This window comes from Roseateles hydrophilus, from assembly GCF_026712245.1.
GTDB classification, from domain to species: Bacteria; Pseudomonadota; Gammaproteobacteria; order Burkholderiales; family Burkholderiaceae_C; genus Pelomonas; species Pelomonas hydrophilus.
In genome coordinates this window covers 136102-150847 of the sequence record NZ_JAPPUY010000005.1, presented here as the reverse complement: position 1 = coordinate 150847, position 14746 = coordinate 136102, and the positions used below count along the sequence as shown (strand labels likewise).

Below are 14746 nucleotides of genomic sequence, written 5' to 3'. Positions count from 1 at the left end.
GCTCAAACGCCCGCGCTTGACACGCAGATACCCGAGTGCCGGCTGATGAACGCCGAGCGCCCACTCCGGCTGCCCTTCTGCCGTCATAGCAGACACCACGTGCATGCCGTTGTCCAATCCCAGATCGATCTCCGGAAGCCGCCCATGAAAGTCCAGACTCGACACGCGGGCACCGACCAACGCGCCCCATGCGCGGGTCCAGCGCATCTCGTCAGTCCAGCTCCCGCAAAGTATCGAACGTGGCTTTTCGATGCGCCACGACCACTCGATCCTGAGTGTCGCCTGCCCACAAAGTTTGGGCCGCCGAGGTAGTCGCCGCGGCTCATGAAGCGTCAAGTCGCCCAACTCGATGAACATTGCCGACCCATGGCCGCGCCAGATTTGAGCCACTCGCAGGCCTTGCACCGCTCTCGCGAACGGCTCGGCCCGCTGTATTTCCGCTGCCGACAGACTCACTGCCGGACCGGAATGCCCCGCGCGGCCATCAGCGCCTTGGCCTCGCCCACCGTGTGCTGGCCGAAGTGGAAGATGCTGGCGGCCAGCACCGCATCGGCACCGCCCTTCGTGATGCCGTCGGCCAGGTCGTCCAGCGAACCGACTCCGCCCGAGGCGATGACCGGCACGGGCACCGCGTCGCTCACGGCACGGGTGAGTTCCAGGTCGAAGCCGCTCTTGGTGCCGTCGCGGTCCATGCTGGTCAGCAGGATCTCGCCGGCACCGAACTCGGCCATCTGCTTGGCCCAGGCCACGGCATCCAGGCCCACGTTCTTGCGGCCGCCGTGGGTGTAGACATCCCAGCCCGGGCCGCGCGCCGCGAGGTCGTCGCCCTGGCGGCGCTTGGCGTCGATGGCCACCACGATGCACTGCGCGCCGTAGCGGTCGCTGGCGGCGCGGATGAGTTCGGGGTCGGCCACGGCAGCGGAGTTGAAGGACACCTTGTCGGCACCGGCGTTCAGCAGCCGGCGCACATCGGCCACGGCACGCACGCCGCCGCCCACGGTCAGCGGGATGAAGACCTTGGAGGCCACGTCCTCGATGATGTGCAGGATCAGGTCGCGGCCATCGCTGGTGGCGGTGATGTCGAGGAAGGTGAGCTCGTCGGCGCCCTGCTCGTTGTAGCGGGCGGCGATGTCCACCGGGTCACCCGCGTCCCGCAGGCCGACGAAGTTGACGCCTTTGACGACGCGACCGGCGGTCACGTCCAGGCACGGGATGATGCGTTTGGCCAGCACCGGATCAGCCCAATGCAGCCATCAGCTCGTCCGCACGGGCCTGGCCGGCCGCGAAGTCGAGGTCGCCGGTGTAGATGGAGCGACCGCAGATCACGCCTTCCACGCCCTCGCTGAACACGGCGCACAGGCGCTCGATGTCGGCGATGTTGGACAGGCCGCCCGACGCGATCACCGGGATGCTCAGCGCCTGGGCCAGCTTCACCGTGGCGTCGATGTTGATGCCGGTGAGCATGCCATCGCGGCCGATGTCGGTGTAGATGATGCCTTCGACGCCGTAGTCCTCGAACTTCTTGCCCAGGTCCACCACCTCGTGGCCGGTGAGCTTGCTCCAGCCGTCGGTGGCGACCTTGCCGTCCTTGGCGTCCAGGCCCACGATGATGTGGCCGCCGAAGGCGCTGCAGGCGTCCTTCAGGAAGCCGGGGTTCTTGACCGCGGCCGTGCCGATGATGACGTAGCTCAGGCCGTCGTCCAGGTAGCGCTCGATGGTGTCGAGGTCACGGATGCCGCCGCCGAGCTGGATGGGGATCTCGTCGCCCACCTCCTTGATGATGGCCTTGATGGCCGCCTCGTTGACCGGCTTGCCCGCGAAGGCGCCGTTCAGGTCCACCAGGTGCAGGCGGCGCGCGCCGGCGTCCACCCAGCGGCGCGCCATCGCGGCGGGGTCTTCGCCGAAGGTGGTGGAGTCGTTCATGTCGCCTTGCTTGAGGCGGACGCAGCGACCGTCTTTCAGGTCGATGGCAGGGATCAGCAGCATGGCCGGTGGCGGTGGGGCTGGTGGGGAAGGAAGGGGGTGGAGAAGGTGCAGACCGGCGAGCGCCGGTCAAGGTTTCCAATGCAGGAAATTGCGGTAGAGCGCGAGGCCCAGCGCGGCACTTTTCTCGGGGTGGAATTGGGTCGCAAAAATGTTATCCCGCGCGATTGCACAGGTAAAGCGCAGGCCGTAGTCGGTCTCGCCGGCGCTGTGTTCGGGCTGGGCCGTGGTGGCGTAGAAGCTGTGCACGAAGTAGAACCAGCTCTCGTCCGGGATGCCCGACCAGACCGGGTGCGGGCGTGGCTGGTGCACGCGGTTCCAGCCCATCTGCGGCACCTTGAAGCGGCTGCCGTCCTCCTGCAGCCGGCCTTCCAGGCGAAAGCGCTGCACGCGCCCGGGGATGAGGCCGAGGCCCGGCGTGTCCTGCTCCTCGCTGTGGTCCAGCAGCATCTGCATGCCCACGCACACGCCCAGCAGCGGCTTGGTGGCGGCGGCTTCCAGCACAGCTTCCTTGGCGCCCGAGGCAGCCAGCTCGGCCATGCAGTCGCGCATGGCGCCCTGGCCAGGCAGCACGACGCGCTCGGCGGCGCGGATGACCTCGGGGTCACAGGTGATGGCGACGCCAATGCCCTGCCCTTCGGCAGCATGGATGACGGCTTGCGACACGGAGCGCAGATTGCCCATGCCGTAGTCGACGACGGCGACGGTGCGGGTCATAGAGAGCCTTCGCGAGAAAGATCCACGAGCGCCTCGCCGAGCGCCTGCACGGCGGGATCAGAGGCGGCCTGGTCAGCCTTGGGAAACGTAGCGCGCAGCTTCCAGATCGCGCCGCTGCCGCTCCACAGTTGCACATGGGTGCGCAGCGGCGCCGCGCCACCTTCGGGTTCGATGGTGGCACTGCCGACCATGACCTCCACGGCGACCTTGCCGCGGCTCTCGTAGCGCCCCTGCATATCGAGCAGCTTGCCCTTGCGCTGGTCCTGCGACCACATCTGCCGGATGCCTGCAAACACACTCTGAAACTCGTCCATCAGCCGCGGGTCGCGCGCCGTGTCCTGCACGACACCATGACCGCCCTGATAGATGTAGCCGTCGGCCCACATGCCGCTGGGATGCTGATAACGCACGCTGCAGCCCTGGCCCGGGAACTTGGCCTCAAAACTGTGTGTGCCGGCCCGGATGAACGCCGGGCCCAGCACCTGAGGCAGTTCCTGCTGCGTGCGCGGGTGGCGGCACGGCTCGCCGTCCTGCGCTTGCGCGCCCGTGACTGCCATGCCGAGCGCGATGCCAGCCAGCCAGCGGATCACAGCGATCCCTTCGTCGACGGGATCACGCCGGCCGAGCGCGGGTCCAGCGTCGTGGCCATGCGCAGTGCACGGCCGAAGGCCTTGAACATGGTCTCGGCTTGGTGGTGGGCGTTGTGGCCCTTGAGGTTGTCGATGTGCACCGTCGCCAGCGCCGCGTTGGCGAAGCCCTGGAAGAACTCAAACGTCAGCTGCGTGTCGAAGGCGCCGATGCTGCCGGCGGTGAACTTGCAGTCCATGTGCAGGCCCGGGCGGCCGGACAGGTCGATGACGACGCGCGACAGCGCCTCGTCCAGCGGCACATAGCTGTGGCCGTAGCGCGTCAGGCCGGCCTTGTCGCCCACCGCCTTGGCGATGGCCAGGCCCAGCGTGATGCCAACGTCTTCCACCGTGTGGTGGCCGTCGATGTGCAGGTCGCCGTCACAGTGGATGTCCAGGTCGATCAGGCCGTGGCGGGCGATCTGGTCCAGCATGTGGTCGAAGAAACCGATGCCGGTGTGCAGCTTGGACTGGCCCGTGCCGTCGAGGTTGATGCGCACGGTGATGCGCGTCTCGCGGGTGTTGCGGGTGACTTCGGCAACGCGTGAAGTGACGGGTTCGGTGCTCATGACAGGCAGCTCGTGAGTTCGGCGAGGAGGCGGGTGTTGTCGTCGGGCGTGCCGACGGTGAAGCGCAGGCAGTTCGCGAGCAAGGGGTGCAGCGCGGAGACATTCTTGATCAGCACGCCCCGGGCCTTGAGCGCCGCAAAGGTGGCGGCGGCGTCCGGCACTCTCGCAAGAATCATATTGCCCTGACTCGGCCAGGCGTGGACGCCCGGCAGCGCCTGCAGCGCCGCGAACAGGCGCTCGCGCTGCTCGCGAAGCTCGGCCGCCTGGGCGGCGTAGACGTCGGCGTGTTCCAGCGCGAACAGCGCGGCCTCGGCGTTCAGCACGCTGATGTTGTAGGGCGGGCGCAGCTTCTCGATCTGGTCCACCAGTTCAGGTGCGCCCAGCAGGTAACCGATGCGCACGCCGGCCAGGCCGAACTTGCTCATCGTGCGCATGACCAGCACGTTCTTCTGGCGCGCCATCAGCGCGAGGCTGTCAGCGCTCGCGAACGGCTGGTAGGCCTCGTCCATGACCACCAGGCCCGGCGCCGCCTGGGCGATGCGCTCAATGACGGCGGCATCCCACAACGTGGCCGTGGGGTTGTTGGGATAGGCGAGATAGATCAGCGCGGGCTGGTGCTCACGAATCGCCGCCAGCATGGCCGGCTCGTCGAGCTGGAAGTCGTCGGCGCGCAGCGGCACGCCGATGAAGTCCAGTCGCTGCTGCTTCGCAAAGGCCTCGTACATGACGAAGCCGGGCACGGGCGCCAGCACCGAGGCGCCGGGCCTGGCGACGGCGATGCTGAGCAGGCCGATCAGTTCGTCCGAGCCGTTGCCCAGCGTGACGCCGACCTCGTCGCCCACGCCGGCATGGCGCGCCAGCGCGCGGGCCAGCAGCGCGGTGCGCTCGGCCGGGTAGCGGTTCAACGCGACGGCCGCGAGGCGCTCGCCCAGCGCCTGCTGCAGCGCGGTCGGCAGGCGATAGGGGTTCTCCATCGCGTCGAGCTTCAGCACGCCGTGGCTGGGCTGCACGACGTAGGCACGCGCCGCGCGCACGTCGGGGCGGATCTGGGCGAGGGCTTGGTCGAGAGCAGCGGTCATGACGCGGACGGAACGGAGGCCACCAGAGGGTTGAGGACTTGCACGCTGTCGTACTGCGCCTCATGCGTCAGCGCCAGGCTGAGCAGGCGCGTGCAGCCCTGCGCCTTGGCGCTGGCGACGACGAGCGCATCGGGGAACGGCAGGCCGAAGCGGCTTTCCAGCGACCAGGCGGACTCCACCGTGGCCTGGTCTGCCTGCCATGGGCGCCAGTGCTGGTAGCGGCGCACCTCGGCGCGCACATCGCCCTGCGGCATGGGCGGGTTCACGCGCTGCGTGGCCAGCAGGTAGAAGTCGTTCAGCACCTGCACCGACACGCGGCCCGTGCGCGTGGCCCACAGCGCACGCAACCACACCAACACCTGCTCGCGCTCGGCCGGGCGGGCGCCATCCTCGCTGAAAAGCAGCACGGAGGTGTCAACGAACACCGGCTCCAGCTTCACAACACACCTCGGCCGGGATAGGGCTGGCCGTCGGACGACCACGACCGCTCGCGGTGCAGCCAGTCCTGCAGCGCGCGCTCGTAGGCGTCGTCGTGCTGCATCTTCTCGGCGAGCAGCTCACCCAGCAGCCGCGACACGCTGGTGTTGCGCCGCGCGGCCTCCAGCCGCGACCACTCGGCCACGGCATCGTCCATCGACACGGTGACGTTCTTCATGGCCCGAAGATTACACGAAGTTCGTGTTGCACGAACTTCGTGTCTCATCAAGGCCGGTACCAGAGCTCGGGTTTGTCCAGCGGCGTCTGCGCGGGCAGCTGCGGGTTGCTGAGCTCGATGATGCGCCGTTCGGCCAGCCGCGCGCGGGCCAGATCGGCTTCGTGGTGCTGAGCGAACAACTGATCGAAGGCGCCCGACGCGCGCAGGCGCTGCAGGCCCAGCTCCAGCGCCGCGGCCAGCTCGGTCGCCTCGGGTGCCACGAAGAAATACACGGCCGCCGGGTAGCGCAGGCACAGCTGCGGCACGACCACCAAGCCCTGACCGTGGCGATCCAGCTCCCACCAGATTTCCTCAACCGAGCGCGGGAACGCATCAGCCCGGCCCAGGCGCAACTGCCTGAACATGACGTCGTGGCTGGGCGAGGTGACGACGTTCAAGCCATTGGCCTGCAGCACACCCGCATCCGGCCACTCCAGGCCCTGCAGCATGGAGAACTGGCGCAACTCCGCCAGCGTGCGCACTGCGCTCAGCCGCGCGGCCTGCTCGGGCGGAGCCAGCAGCAGCCGCCAACCAAACAGGCCCTTGAAGATGGGAATGCGGATGGGCCGGGCCAGACGCTCGCGCTCCACGGAGGTCATGGTCCACACCACATCCAGCCGGCGGTCCGCGCCCAACTCCAACAGCGCCCGCCGCTGCGGGATGTATTCCGCCGTCGGCTCCAGTGCCGTGGCCACACCGGCGGCGGCGAGCGCCTGCCCCAGCAGCAGGGCCGGGTAGCTCTGCCCCGACGAAGCCTTGGCCGACAGGCGCGGGATGCGCAGCTTCCACGGCGCGCCGTAGGCAGGCGCCAGCGGCGCCGCAGCGGCCGCCAGCATCAGCTCGCGGCGACGCATGCCGGCTCCGCGCGTCTTCAGCACTCAGCCCTTCAAACGCAATTCCGCCGCGCGCGCGTGGGCCTGCAGGCCCTCGCCGTGCGCGAGCGTCGACGCAATGCCGCCCAGCACCTGGGCGCCCTGCTCGCTGACCTCGATGAGGCTGCTGCGCTTCTGGAAGTCGTACACGCCCAGCGGCGACGAGAAGCGCGCCGTGCTGGCCGTGGGCAGCACGTGGTTGGGGCCGGCGCAGTAGTCGCCCAGGCTTTCACTCGTGTAGGCGCCCATGAAGATGGCGCCGGCATGGCGCAGCAGCGGCTCCCAGCGGGCCGGCTCGGCCGCGCTGATCTCCAGGTGCTCCGGCGCGATGCTGTTGCTGATCTCGCAGGCCTCTTCCATCGAGCGCGTGTGGATCAGCGCGCCCCGGCCCTGCAGCGAGGCGCGGATGACGGCCTCGCGCGGCAGCGTCGGCAGCAGACGCTCCATGCTGGCCTGCACGGCAGCGAGGAAGTCGGCATCGGGGCTGAGCAGGATGCTCTGCGCCAGCTCGTCGTGTTCGGCCTGGCTGAACAGGTCCATGGCCACCCAGTCCGGCGGCGTCGTGCCGTCGGCAATCACCAGGATTTCGCTGGGGCCGGCAATCATGTCAATGCCGACCTGGCCGAACACATGCTTCTTGGCGGACGCGACGTAGGCGTTGCCCGGGCCGGTGATCTTGTCCACGCGCGGGATGGTGGCCGTGCCGTAGGCCAGCGCCGCCACGGCCTGCGCGCCGCCGACGGTGAACACGCGGTGCACGCCGGCCACGGCCGCGGCAGCCAGCACCAGCGGGTTGCGCACGCCGTCCGGCGTGGGCACCACCATGATGATCTCGGGCACACCCGCCACATGGGCGGGTATGGCGTTCATCAGCACGCTGCTCGGGTAGGCGGCCTTGCCACCGGGCACGTAGATGCCCACGCGGTCAAGCGGCGTGACCTTCTGGCCCAGCAGGTTGCCGTCTTCATCGCGGTAACTCCAGCTGCGGCCCGAGGCCTCCAGCTGGCGCTCGTGGTAGGCCCGCACGCGCTTGGCGGCGGCCTGCAGCGCATCGCGCTGGGCCGCAGGAATGGCGGCCAGCGCCGCCTGCAGCTCGGCCTGCGTGATCTCCAGCGCAGCGACGCTGGCAGCGCTGAGACGGTCGAAGCGGTTGGTGTACTCCAACACGGCGGCATCACCGCGCTGCTGCACATCGGCCAGGATCTCGGCGACGCGGCCCTCAATGGCCGCATCCGTCTCCGCCGACCAATGGCGCAGGCGCTCGAACTCGGTTTGGAAGTCGGCGGCGGCGGTCGAGAGCTGGCGGATGAGGGTCATGCGATGGCGGCGGCGAAGGCGTCGATGAGAGGGCGCAGGGTGTCGCGCTTGAGCTTGAGCGCGGCCTGGTTGACGACGAGGCGGGAGGAGATGTCCATGATCTGCTCCACCTCGACCAGCTTGTTGGCGCGCAGCGTGCCGCCGGTGGAGACGAGGTCGACGATGGCCTCGGCCAGGCCCGTCAGCGGCGCGAGTTCCATCGAGCCGTAGAGCTTGATCAGGTCCACGTGCACGCCCTTGTCGGCAAAGTGCTGGCGGGCGATCTCGGTGTACTTGGTGGCCACGCGGATGCGCGAGCCCTGCTTCACCGCGGCGGCGTAGTCGAAGTCGGCACGCGTGGCCACGCTCATGCGGCAGCGGGCAATCTTCAGGTCCAGCGGCTGGTACAGGCCGTGCGAGCCGCCCTCGGCCAGCGCCTGCTCGTGCAGCACGTCGCGGCCGGCCACACCGAGGTCAGCGCCGCCGTACTGCACATAGGTCGGCACGTCGCTGGCGCGCACCATGACGATGCGCACGCCGTCGCGGTTGGTCGGCAGGATGAGCTTGCGCGAGGTTTCGGGGTCTTCCAGCACCTCGATGCCGGCGGCGCGCAGCAGCGGCAGCGTCTCTTCGAAGATGCGGCCCTTGGACAGCGCGAGCGTCAGGCCTTGGGTCGTGCTCATTGCGCGAACTCCTCGGGCGTCAGCGTCTTCATGGACAGCGCGTGGATCTGCTCGCGCATGCGGTCGCCCAGGGCGGCGTACACCCGCTGGTGGCGCTTGATGCGGGTGAGGCCCGCGAACTCGGCGGACACGATGGTCGCGAAGAAGTGTCGACCGTCGCCCTCGACTTCCAGGTGCGCGCAGGGCAGGCCTGCGGCAATGAAATCACGTACGTCGAGCGGGGTCGGGTCGGCCATTGACAATCCTCGGTGGAAACCCGGGATTTTATGGGCAGCCCCTCGCCCGGGCGCGCCGCAGGGCCGCACCGCCGGTGCCAGGTCGGCCGAGCACCTCTCCCCAACGGGCGATGCGCAGCGGGACAGGGCGCCCCAGAATCAGTCGCATGAACACCGCCCTCTATTGCCTGCGTTGGTTGTTCACCCGGCCCGACCGGGCGGAGGATGTCGCCGCGTGACACCGCCCCAACCCGCCGGCAACGCCGACCGGCTGCTCCAGGGCCTGCAGGGCCTCGTGCTGCATCTGCATGCCATCAGCGGGGACCTGCCGGCTGACCAGCCCGCCCGGCAGGCGCTTGAGCGCTGGCTCCAGTCGGCGGACCACCTCGTCGCGCAGAGCTGCGCCGACAGCATGCCGGGTGCACAGCCGGGTCCGTCGGGCGTGGTGGCGCTGCTGATGGGCCTGGCCAGCCTGGGCCCGGCGCAGCCCTTGCGCCTGCGGGTGCAGATGAGCCGGTCGACGCTCCCCCTGCGCGGCGGGCTTCAGCCAACCCTCGGGCAACTCGCCTGTGACCGTGTGCGCCACGCCTGCAGCGAGGCCGGTGCCTCGGCGGTGACCGTGTCTCTCGACGCCAGGCGCGCCGGCCTGACGCTGCGGGTGCGTGACAACGGCTGCTGGCATGCACGTGACGCCGCCCACAAGCCGCCGCCGGCCGCCCTGGCCTCGCTGCAGGAAGGTGCCGCGCGCCTGAACGCGCGCCTGCGGCTGTGGCAATGGCCCGGCGCCGGTGCCGAACTGGAACTGTGGGTGCCGGCGCTGCAGGCCTACGCGCCGAACGCGCGGGCGAGCTGACCGCCTTCCGCGCCGCCGTTCGCCGGCGGCGCACTGCGCCAGGCCGGTGTCGCCACGGCGGTCAGCGGGCACCCGCCCGCCTCGCCCTGGAGCGCCAGGCCACGCCGGTGCGCGGCCGCCACCGCCTGCGTGCGGCTGCTGACGTCCAGCTTCTCCAGGATCGCCTTCACATGGGTCTTCACGGTGCCCAGCGCCATGGTCAGGCGCAGCGCGATGCTTTTGTTGTCCAGGCCCGCGCACAGCAGATGCAGCACTTCGGTCTCGCGGCGGGTCAGCGGCTCGTCCACGGCGCCTTCGGCCAGCAGCGCGGCCGAAGCGGCGCACAGGAAATGCTGCCCCGCGCGGGCTGCCGTCACGGCGCGCTGCAGTTCGACCACGCTGCAGCTGGCCTGCACCATCGCCAGCACGCCCTGCTGCATGGCCTGGTGCACGGCCCAGCTGCCGGCCTGCGTGCTGACCACGACGCAGCGCCAGGGCTGGAAGGACCGCCCCGGCTGCGGGCGTGCCTGCGTGAGGACGGCCGTCGCCAGCGGCATGTCGGTCACCAGCACCTCGGGCGCCGAGCGCGCGAGAAGTGCGGCCGCATCGCAGTCAGCTGCCACGGCCGCGGCCGGCCCCAACACGGCGGCCAGACCGTTGGCGAGCAGGGGCATCGGGTGGGCCACCAGCAGTTCGGGCTCGGTCGGTGGGTGGCGCATGATGACTTCTCCTGGACAGGCCCTGGCAGGCCGATGACGGAGATGCTCAGCGATCCCGACCGGACCGCCCATCCTCTTTCGGGTGATTCGACATTACCCGAAAGTGTCATCAGACTCGAAGACAAGGCGCCGGCCGAACAGGCGCCGGTCCAGTGACCACCGCCCCGCGCCCAGCAGCATCACCGCCCCGGCCTGCGCCGTGGCCGGCAACAGCGCGAGCGCCCAGGCACCCGGGCCGGGCCCGGCCGGCAGCACCAGCCAGCACCACAGCACGCTGAGACCGGCGCAAGGGCAGCTCAGCAAGCCCACCGCCAGGCCGGCGGCCAGCACGCCCAGGCACCACCATGCCCATGGCGGGCATGCAGGCATGGCGTCCTGTGCCTGCAGCAGCAGCGTTAAAGTGAGACTGCCTCGCAGCATCAGCAATCCCAGCGCCCGTGATGAACCGGCGTGAACGGGCGAGTCCCAAAGCATGGGAGGCAGCTTAAGCGGCCGGTGATGCACCGGGCAACGGCCACAAGAGGCAGCCGCGCCTGCCTCTTGTGGCCGATCGGTGCAACCCCGCCTCTGGCTACGCTTCAAGGTCCTGGCCCGTCCCATGTCGCACCCCACGCCCATCCGCATCCTCACCGTCGACGATCACCCGCTGATGCGCGAGGGCATCGCGGCGGTGCTGCAACGCCAGCCCGACATGCAGCTGGTGGGCGAGGCGGACAGCGGCGCCGCCGCCATCAGCGCCTTTCGCACGCTGCGGCCCGACATCACGCTGATGGACCTGCAGATGCCGGGCATCGATGGCCTGCAGGCGATCACCACCATCCGGGGCGAGTCACCCGGCGCCCGCCTGATCGTGCTGACGACCTACTCCGGCGACGCCCAGGCCTGGCATGCACTGAAGGCCGGGGCCGCGGGCTACCTGCTCAAGAGCACGCTGCGCACCGCACTGCTGGACGCGATCCGCACCGTGCATGCCGGCGGCCGCTGGATTCCGTCGGAGGTCGCCCAGACGCTGGCGCGGCACGCCGGGCAGGAGATGCTGACCGAGCGCGAGGTCGCGGTGCTGCAGCGCATCGCCCACGGCATGTCCAACCGCGAGGTGGCGCATGGGCTGTCGCTCACGGAGGACGCGATCAAGGCGCGGGTCAAGGGCATCCTGGCCAAGCTCGGCGCACGGGATCGCACGCATGCGGTCACCATCGCGCTGCAACGCGGCTTGATCCAGCTTTGACGCCATGCAGCCCCTGAGCCCCGCCCTGCACACCCCGCGGCGGGTCGTCGCGCGTGCCCGCCGGGCCCTGCTGCTGGCGGCACTGCTGCCGGCCATGCCGGCCTGGGCGCTGGCGCCCGAGCTGCAGCTGCGCCAGCTGCACCACATCGCCTGGCTCACGCGCGACGGCGCGCCGTCGGACATCCAGGCCATCACCGAAACACCGGACGGCTTCCTGTGGCTGGGCACCTCCAGCGGGCTGTTCCGCTTCGACGGCATGCAGTTCGACCGCATCGACCTGTTTCCGCAGGGCGACGGCCCCGGGCAAGCGCAGAACATCCACTCGCTGGCTGTGGCGCGCGATGGCGCGCTGTGGGTGGGTTTCACGCTCGCCGGCGTGATGCGGCTGCCCACGCCGCAGGAGGGCGCGGGCGCCAAGCATCGCTGGTACGACTGGAACAGCGGCCTGCCCATCGGCACCGTGTTCGCCATGCTGCCCGGCGCCCAGGGGCAGGTCTGGGCGGCCACGTCGCGCGGCCTGTTCACGCTGAACGGCGCGCGCTGGGAGCACGCGCCGGCCGCTGTCGGCAGCCCGCCCGGCCCGGTCCTCGCCCTGTTTGAAGACGCCGACGGGACGATCTGGCTCAAAGCCCAAGGGGAGCGCTGGTATCGCCGCACGGCCGGGGCGCCGCGCTTCGAGCACCAGCCCGCGATGGACGGGGTGGCCGACCTCGCCATCGGCCCGAACGGCCGGCGCTGGATGCTGGAGACCGAGGGCCAGCTGCGGCTGGCGGGGGCGAGCGGCGCCGGCCGCTGGCCCACCGGCCTGCCCCGGGGCGGTGCCGCGGTGCTGGCCGACCGCGACGGCGGTCTGTGGCTGGGCCACGGCAGCGCCGGCCTCGTGCGCGTGCCAGGGCCCGGCCAGGCCCTTGGCGCGGCGCCGGTCATGGAGAAGATGAACGGCAACAACGGCCTGTCCAGCAGCCGCATCCAGTACATCTACGAAGACCGCCACGGCCACCTCTGGCTGGGCACGGCGGCCGGGCTGGATCACTTCCGCCCGCCTCGCGCCGTCGTCATGCCGTTTGCCAACGGCGCCACCGGCGGCGTGCTGGTGCCGGGGCAGGACGGCAGCGTGGTTGCCGCCTCGAACACCGAGCTGCCGGTCCGCATGCACCACAACGGCCCGGCGCGAGCCTTGCCGGGCGACTTCCCTCCCGGAAATGTCTGGTTCGGTGCGGGCTGGCGCGACCCGGACGGCAGCCTGTGGCTGGGCTCGGTCCCCGACATTTGGCGCGAGACCGGCGGCCGGCTGCAGCGCCTGGCCGCGCCGCCGGAGGCCCAGCCATACCGACCGGTGCAGACCATCGCCCGCGATGCAAACGGCACCCTGTGGGCGGCCTGGGTGCCCGGGCCGCTGCGCCGCTTCACCAACCCCGGCTGGGCGCCGCCAGCACCGGCGGAGCGGCAGGAGATCGTCATGGTGACCCATGTGGCCGCGGACGGCGGCTTCTGGCGCGGCCTGGCCAGCGGCGAGCTGATCCGTCGAGCGCCCCAGGGCACCGAGCAGCGCTGGGGCCGCGGCGACGGCCTGGCGCTGGGCATGGTGCTCAGCGTGTTGCCACAGCCGGGCGGGGTCTGGGTAGGCGGCGAGCTGGGTGCCGCCATGCAGATCGGCGCGCGCTTCGTGCCGCTGCGCGTGCAGGGCGAGCAGCCCTTGCGCACGGTCAGCGGCATCGTCATGTCGCAGGACGGCGCGCTGTGGCTGAACGACGAATCCGGCATCTTGCGCATCGGGCCTGGGCCGCTGAAGGCCTGGCTGGCGAAGCCGGACCACCCGGTGCCCGTCACCCGCCTGGACTGGCGCGACGGCGTGCTGGGCGCCTCGCCGCAGATCCGCCAGCTGCCGTCGGCGGTGGTGGCCAGGGACGGCCACCTGTGGTTCAGCCGCCACCAGGGCATCTACCGGGTCGACCCGGCGCGCGCGACAGCGCCGGCCACGCCACCGCCCGCGCAGGTGACCGGCCTGTGGGCGGACGGCCAGCCCCTGCCCCTGGGGCCGTCGACACAGCTGCCCGTGGCCCCGCAGGCGCTGCGCATCACGTACACCGCGCCCCTGCCCGGCGCTGCGCGGCTGCTGAGCTACCGCGTGCGGCTGCTCGGTCTGGACGAGCGCTGGCAGGACGTTGGCGCCCGGCGCGAGCAGGTGTTCAACCAACTGCCGCCGGGTGACTACCGGCTGGAATTGCAGACGCTCCAGGGTGAGAACGGCGCGTCCGCCGTCACGCACCTGGACTTCAAGGTGCCGCCCGCGCTGCACCAGACCGTCGGCTTCCGCGCGCTGCTGGCGCTGCTGGCGCTGGGCGCGGGCGCTGCGCTGTACCGCTGGCGCGTGGCCGTGAACTGCCGCCGCATGCAGGAGCGCATCGAGGCCCGCCTGGCCGAACGCGAGCGCATCGCGCGCGAGCTGCACGACACGCTGCTGCAAGGCACGCAGGCGCTGAGCCTGCAGATCGAGGCCAGCCTGCAGGAGTTGCCGGCCGACGACCCGCAGCGCCAGCGCCTGAGCCGCGCGCTGGACCGCGCTGACGCCACGTTGACTGACGCGCGCGAGCGCGTGCAGGACCTGCGTCGCCACCAGCAGCCGGCGGAGCTGTCCGTGGCGCTGCGTGACGCGATCGAGCTGATGCGCGGCGACACGCCGGTGCCGGCGGTGCGCGCCGAATGCCTGGGGCGGGAGCGCCCGCTGGCCAACGCCATCTGGCACGAGGCCTTCCGCCTCGGACTGGAAGCCGCGCAGAACGCGCTTCAACACGCCCAGGCCACGCAGTTGACCTTGCAGGTGCAGTACGGTGCCGACGCGCTGCTGCTCACCATCCGCGATGACGGCATCGGCCTGCCGGCCGACGACAGCGCCGCCCCAGCGGGCCACTTCGGCCTGCGCGGCCTGCACGAGCGCGCCCACCTGATGGGCGGCACGCTGGACATCCGCAGCAGCGCCGGCCAGGGCACGACGATCCAGCTGCGCGTGCGCGCCAGCGGCGCATACGCAAGCCCGGGCCGACGGCCCGGCTGGTGGCCGGCCCGGCGCCGCGCCACCCCGGCCGCCACCGAGCAGGCCTGAGCGCGCCCGGCACGCACCCACCGGGTGCCTGCCGGCCGCCACAAAAGTGTCATCCCGCCTCCTCCCAATGGTTGAGCCGCCGCTCGCCCTAACGGGGCTGATGCGTGGCAGCACCGCTGCCTAGCATGAC

17 protein-coding genes are annotated in these 14746 nt (G+C 70.8%); 3 read left to right on the top strand and 14 right to left on the bottom strand.

Annotated features, from left to right (window positions below; genetic code table 11):
* Window positions 1-452: 452 nt before the first annotated feature.
* The 12 genes from hisF to NYO99_RS18545 all read right to left on the bottom strand — a co-directional run bounded on the left by hisF (window position 453) and on the right by NYO99_RS18545 (window position 8755).
* On the bottom strand, window positions 453-1232 hold the full coding sequence (gene hisF / locus NYO99_RS18600) for an imidazole glycerol phosphate synthase subunit HisF (RefSeq protein ID WP_268168776.1): 780 nt from the start codon (window positions 1230-1232) through the stop codon (window positions 453-455).
* 4 nt (window positions 1233-1236) lie between these two features.
* A complete protein-coding gene (hisA, locus tag NYO99_RS18595; RefSeq protein WP_268168775.1) occupies window positions 1237-1986 on the bottom strand; it encodes a 1-(5-phosphoribosyl)-5-[(5-phosphoribosylamino)methylideneamino]imidazole-4-carboxamide isomerase in 750 nt (249 codons plus the stop codon).
* 66 nt (window positions 1987-2052) lie between these two features.
* Window positions 2053-2700 (bottom strand): imidazole glycerol phosphate synthase subunit HisH, encoded by a 648-nt coding sequence (hisH, locus tag NYO99_RS18590; RefSeq protein WP_268168774.1) that lies wholly within the window; start codon window positions 2698-2700, stop codon window positions 2053-2055.
* The gene (locus NYO99_RS18585; protein ID WP_268168773.1) at window positions 2697-3290 is read right to left on the bottom strand and encodes a hypothetical protein; all 594 of its coding nucleotides are present in this window, start codon (window positions 3288-3290) and stop codon (window positions 2697-2699) included. Before NYO99_RS18585 ends, hisH begins: the two co-directional genes overlap by 4 nt.
* A complete protein-coding gene (hisB, locus tag NYO99_RS18580; protein WP_268168772.1) occupies window positions 3287-3895 on the bottom strand; it encodes an imidazoleglycerol-phosphate dehydratase HisB in 609 nt (202 codons plus the stop codon). The genes NYO99_RS18585 and hisB overlap by 4 nt, the downstream gene beginning before the upstream one ends.
* Window positions 3892-4974 carry a histidinol-phosphate transaminase gene (hisC, locus tag NYO99_RS18575; protein WP_268168771.1) on the bottom strand — a complete coding sequence of 361 codons (1083 nt, stop codon included), beginning with the start codon at window positions 4972-4974 and terminating at the stop codon, window positions 3892-3894. Before hisC ends, hisB begins: the two co-directional genes overlap by 4 nt.
* Window positions 4971-5414, bottom strand: a complete 444-nt coding sequence (locus NYO99_RS18570) for a PIN domain-containing protein (RefSeq protein ID WP_268168770.1) — start codon at window positions 5412-5414, stop codon at window positions 4971-4973. The genes hisC and NYO99_RS18570 overlap by 4 nt, the downstream gene beginning before the upstream one ends.
* The gene (locus NYO99_RS18565) at window positions 5411-5629 is read right to left on the bottom strand and encodes a CopG family transcriptional regulator (RefSeq protein ID WP_268168769.1); all 219 of its coding nucleotides are present in this window, start codon (window positions 5627-5629) and stop codon (window positions 5411-5413) included. The genes NYO99_RS18570 and NYO99_RS18565 overlap by 4 nt, the downstream gene beginning before the upstream one ends.
* Window positions 5630-5676: 47 nt before the next feature.
* Window positions 5677-6522, bottom strand: a complete 846-nt coding sequence (locus tag NYO99_RS18560) for a type 2 periplasmic-binding domain-containing protein (protein ID WP_268168767.1) — start codon at window positions 6520-6522, stop codon at window positions 5677-5679.
* A 24-nt stretch (window positions 6523-6546) separates the two neighbouring features.
* On the bottom strand, window positions 6547-7857 hold the full coding sequence (hisD, locus tag NYO99_RS18555; protein WP_268168766.1) for a histidinol dehydrogenase: 1311 nt from the start codon (window positions 7855-7857) through the stop codon (window positions 6547-6549).
* Window positions 7854-8519, bottom strand: coding sequence for an ATP phosphoribosyltransferase (hisG, locus tag NYO99_RS18550; protein ID WP_268168765.1), 666 nt, complete (start codon window positions 8517-8519; stop codon window positions 7854-7856). Before hisG ends, hisD begins: the two co-directional genes overlap by 4 nt.
* Window positions 8516-8755, bottom strand: coding sequence for a BolA family protein (locus NYO99_RS18545; protein ID WP_268168764.1), 240 nt, complete (start codon window positions 8753-8755; stop codon window positions 8516-8518). The genes hisG and NYO99_RS18545 overlap by 4 nt, the downstream gene beginning before the upstream one ends.
* A 214-nt stretch (window positions 8756-8969) precedes the next feature.
* On the opposite strand from NYO99_RS18545, the gene NYO99_RS18540 reads away from it, so the two are divergent.
* Window positions 8970-9587, top strand: a complete 618-nt coding sequence (locus tag NYO99_RS18540; protein WP_268168763.1) for a sensor histidine kinase — start codon at window positions 8970-8972, stop codon at window positions 9585-9587.
* Here NYO99_RS18540 and NYO99_RS18535 read toward each other — a convergent pair.
* The gene (locus tag NYO99_RS18535) at window positions 9560-10285 is read right to left on the bottom strand and encodes a response regulator transcription factor (protein WP_268168762.1); all 726 of its coding nucleotides are present in this window, start codon (window positions 10283-10285) and stop codon (window positions 9560-9562) included. The genes NYO99_RS18540 and NYO99_RS18535 overlap by 28 nt on opposite strands.
* 93 nt (window positions 10286-10378) lie before the next feature.
* Complete coding sequence (locus tag NYO99_RS18530) at window positions 10379-10705, bottom strand: hypothetical protein (protein WP_268168761.1); 327 nt, start codon at window positions 10703-10705, stop codon at window positions 10379-10381.
* Window positions 10706-10883: 178 nt separating this feature from the next.
* Between NYO99_RS18530 and NYO99_RS18525 the strand changes: the two genes are divergently transcribed.
* Window positions 10884-11513 (top strand): response regulator, encoded by a 630-nt coding sequence (locus NYO99_RS18525; protein WP_268168760.1) that lies wholly within the window; start codon window positions 10884-10886, stop codon window positions 11511-11513.
* A gap of 4 nt (window positions 11514-11517) precedes the next feature.
* Window positions 11518-14616 (top strand): sensor histidine kinase, encoded by a 3099-nt coding sequence (locus NYO99_RS18520; RefSeq protein WP_268168759.1) that lies wholly within the window; start codon window positions 11518-11520, stop codon window positions 14614-14616.
* The last annotated feature ends 130 nt before the right edge of the window (window positions 14617-14746 follow it).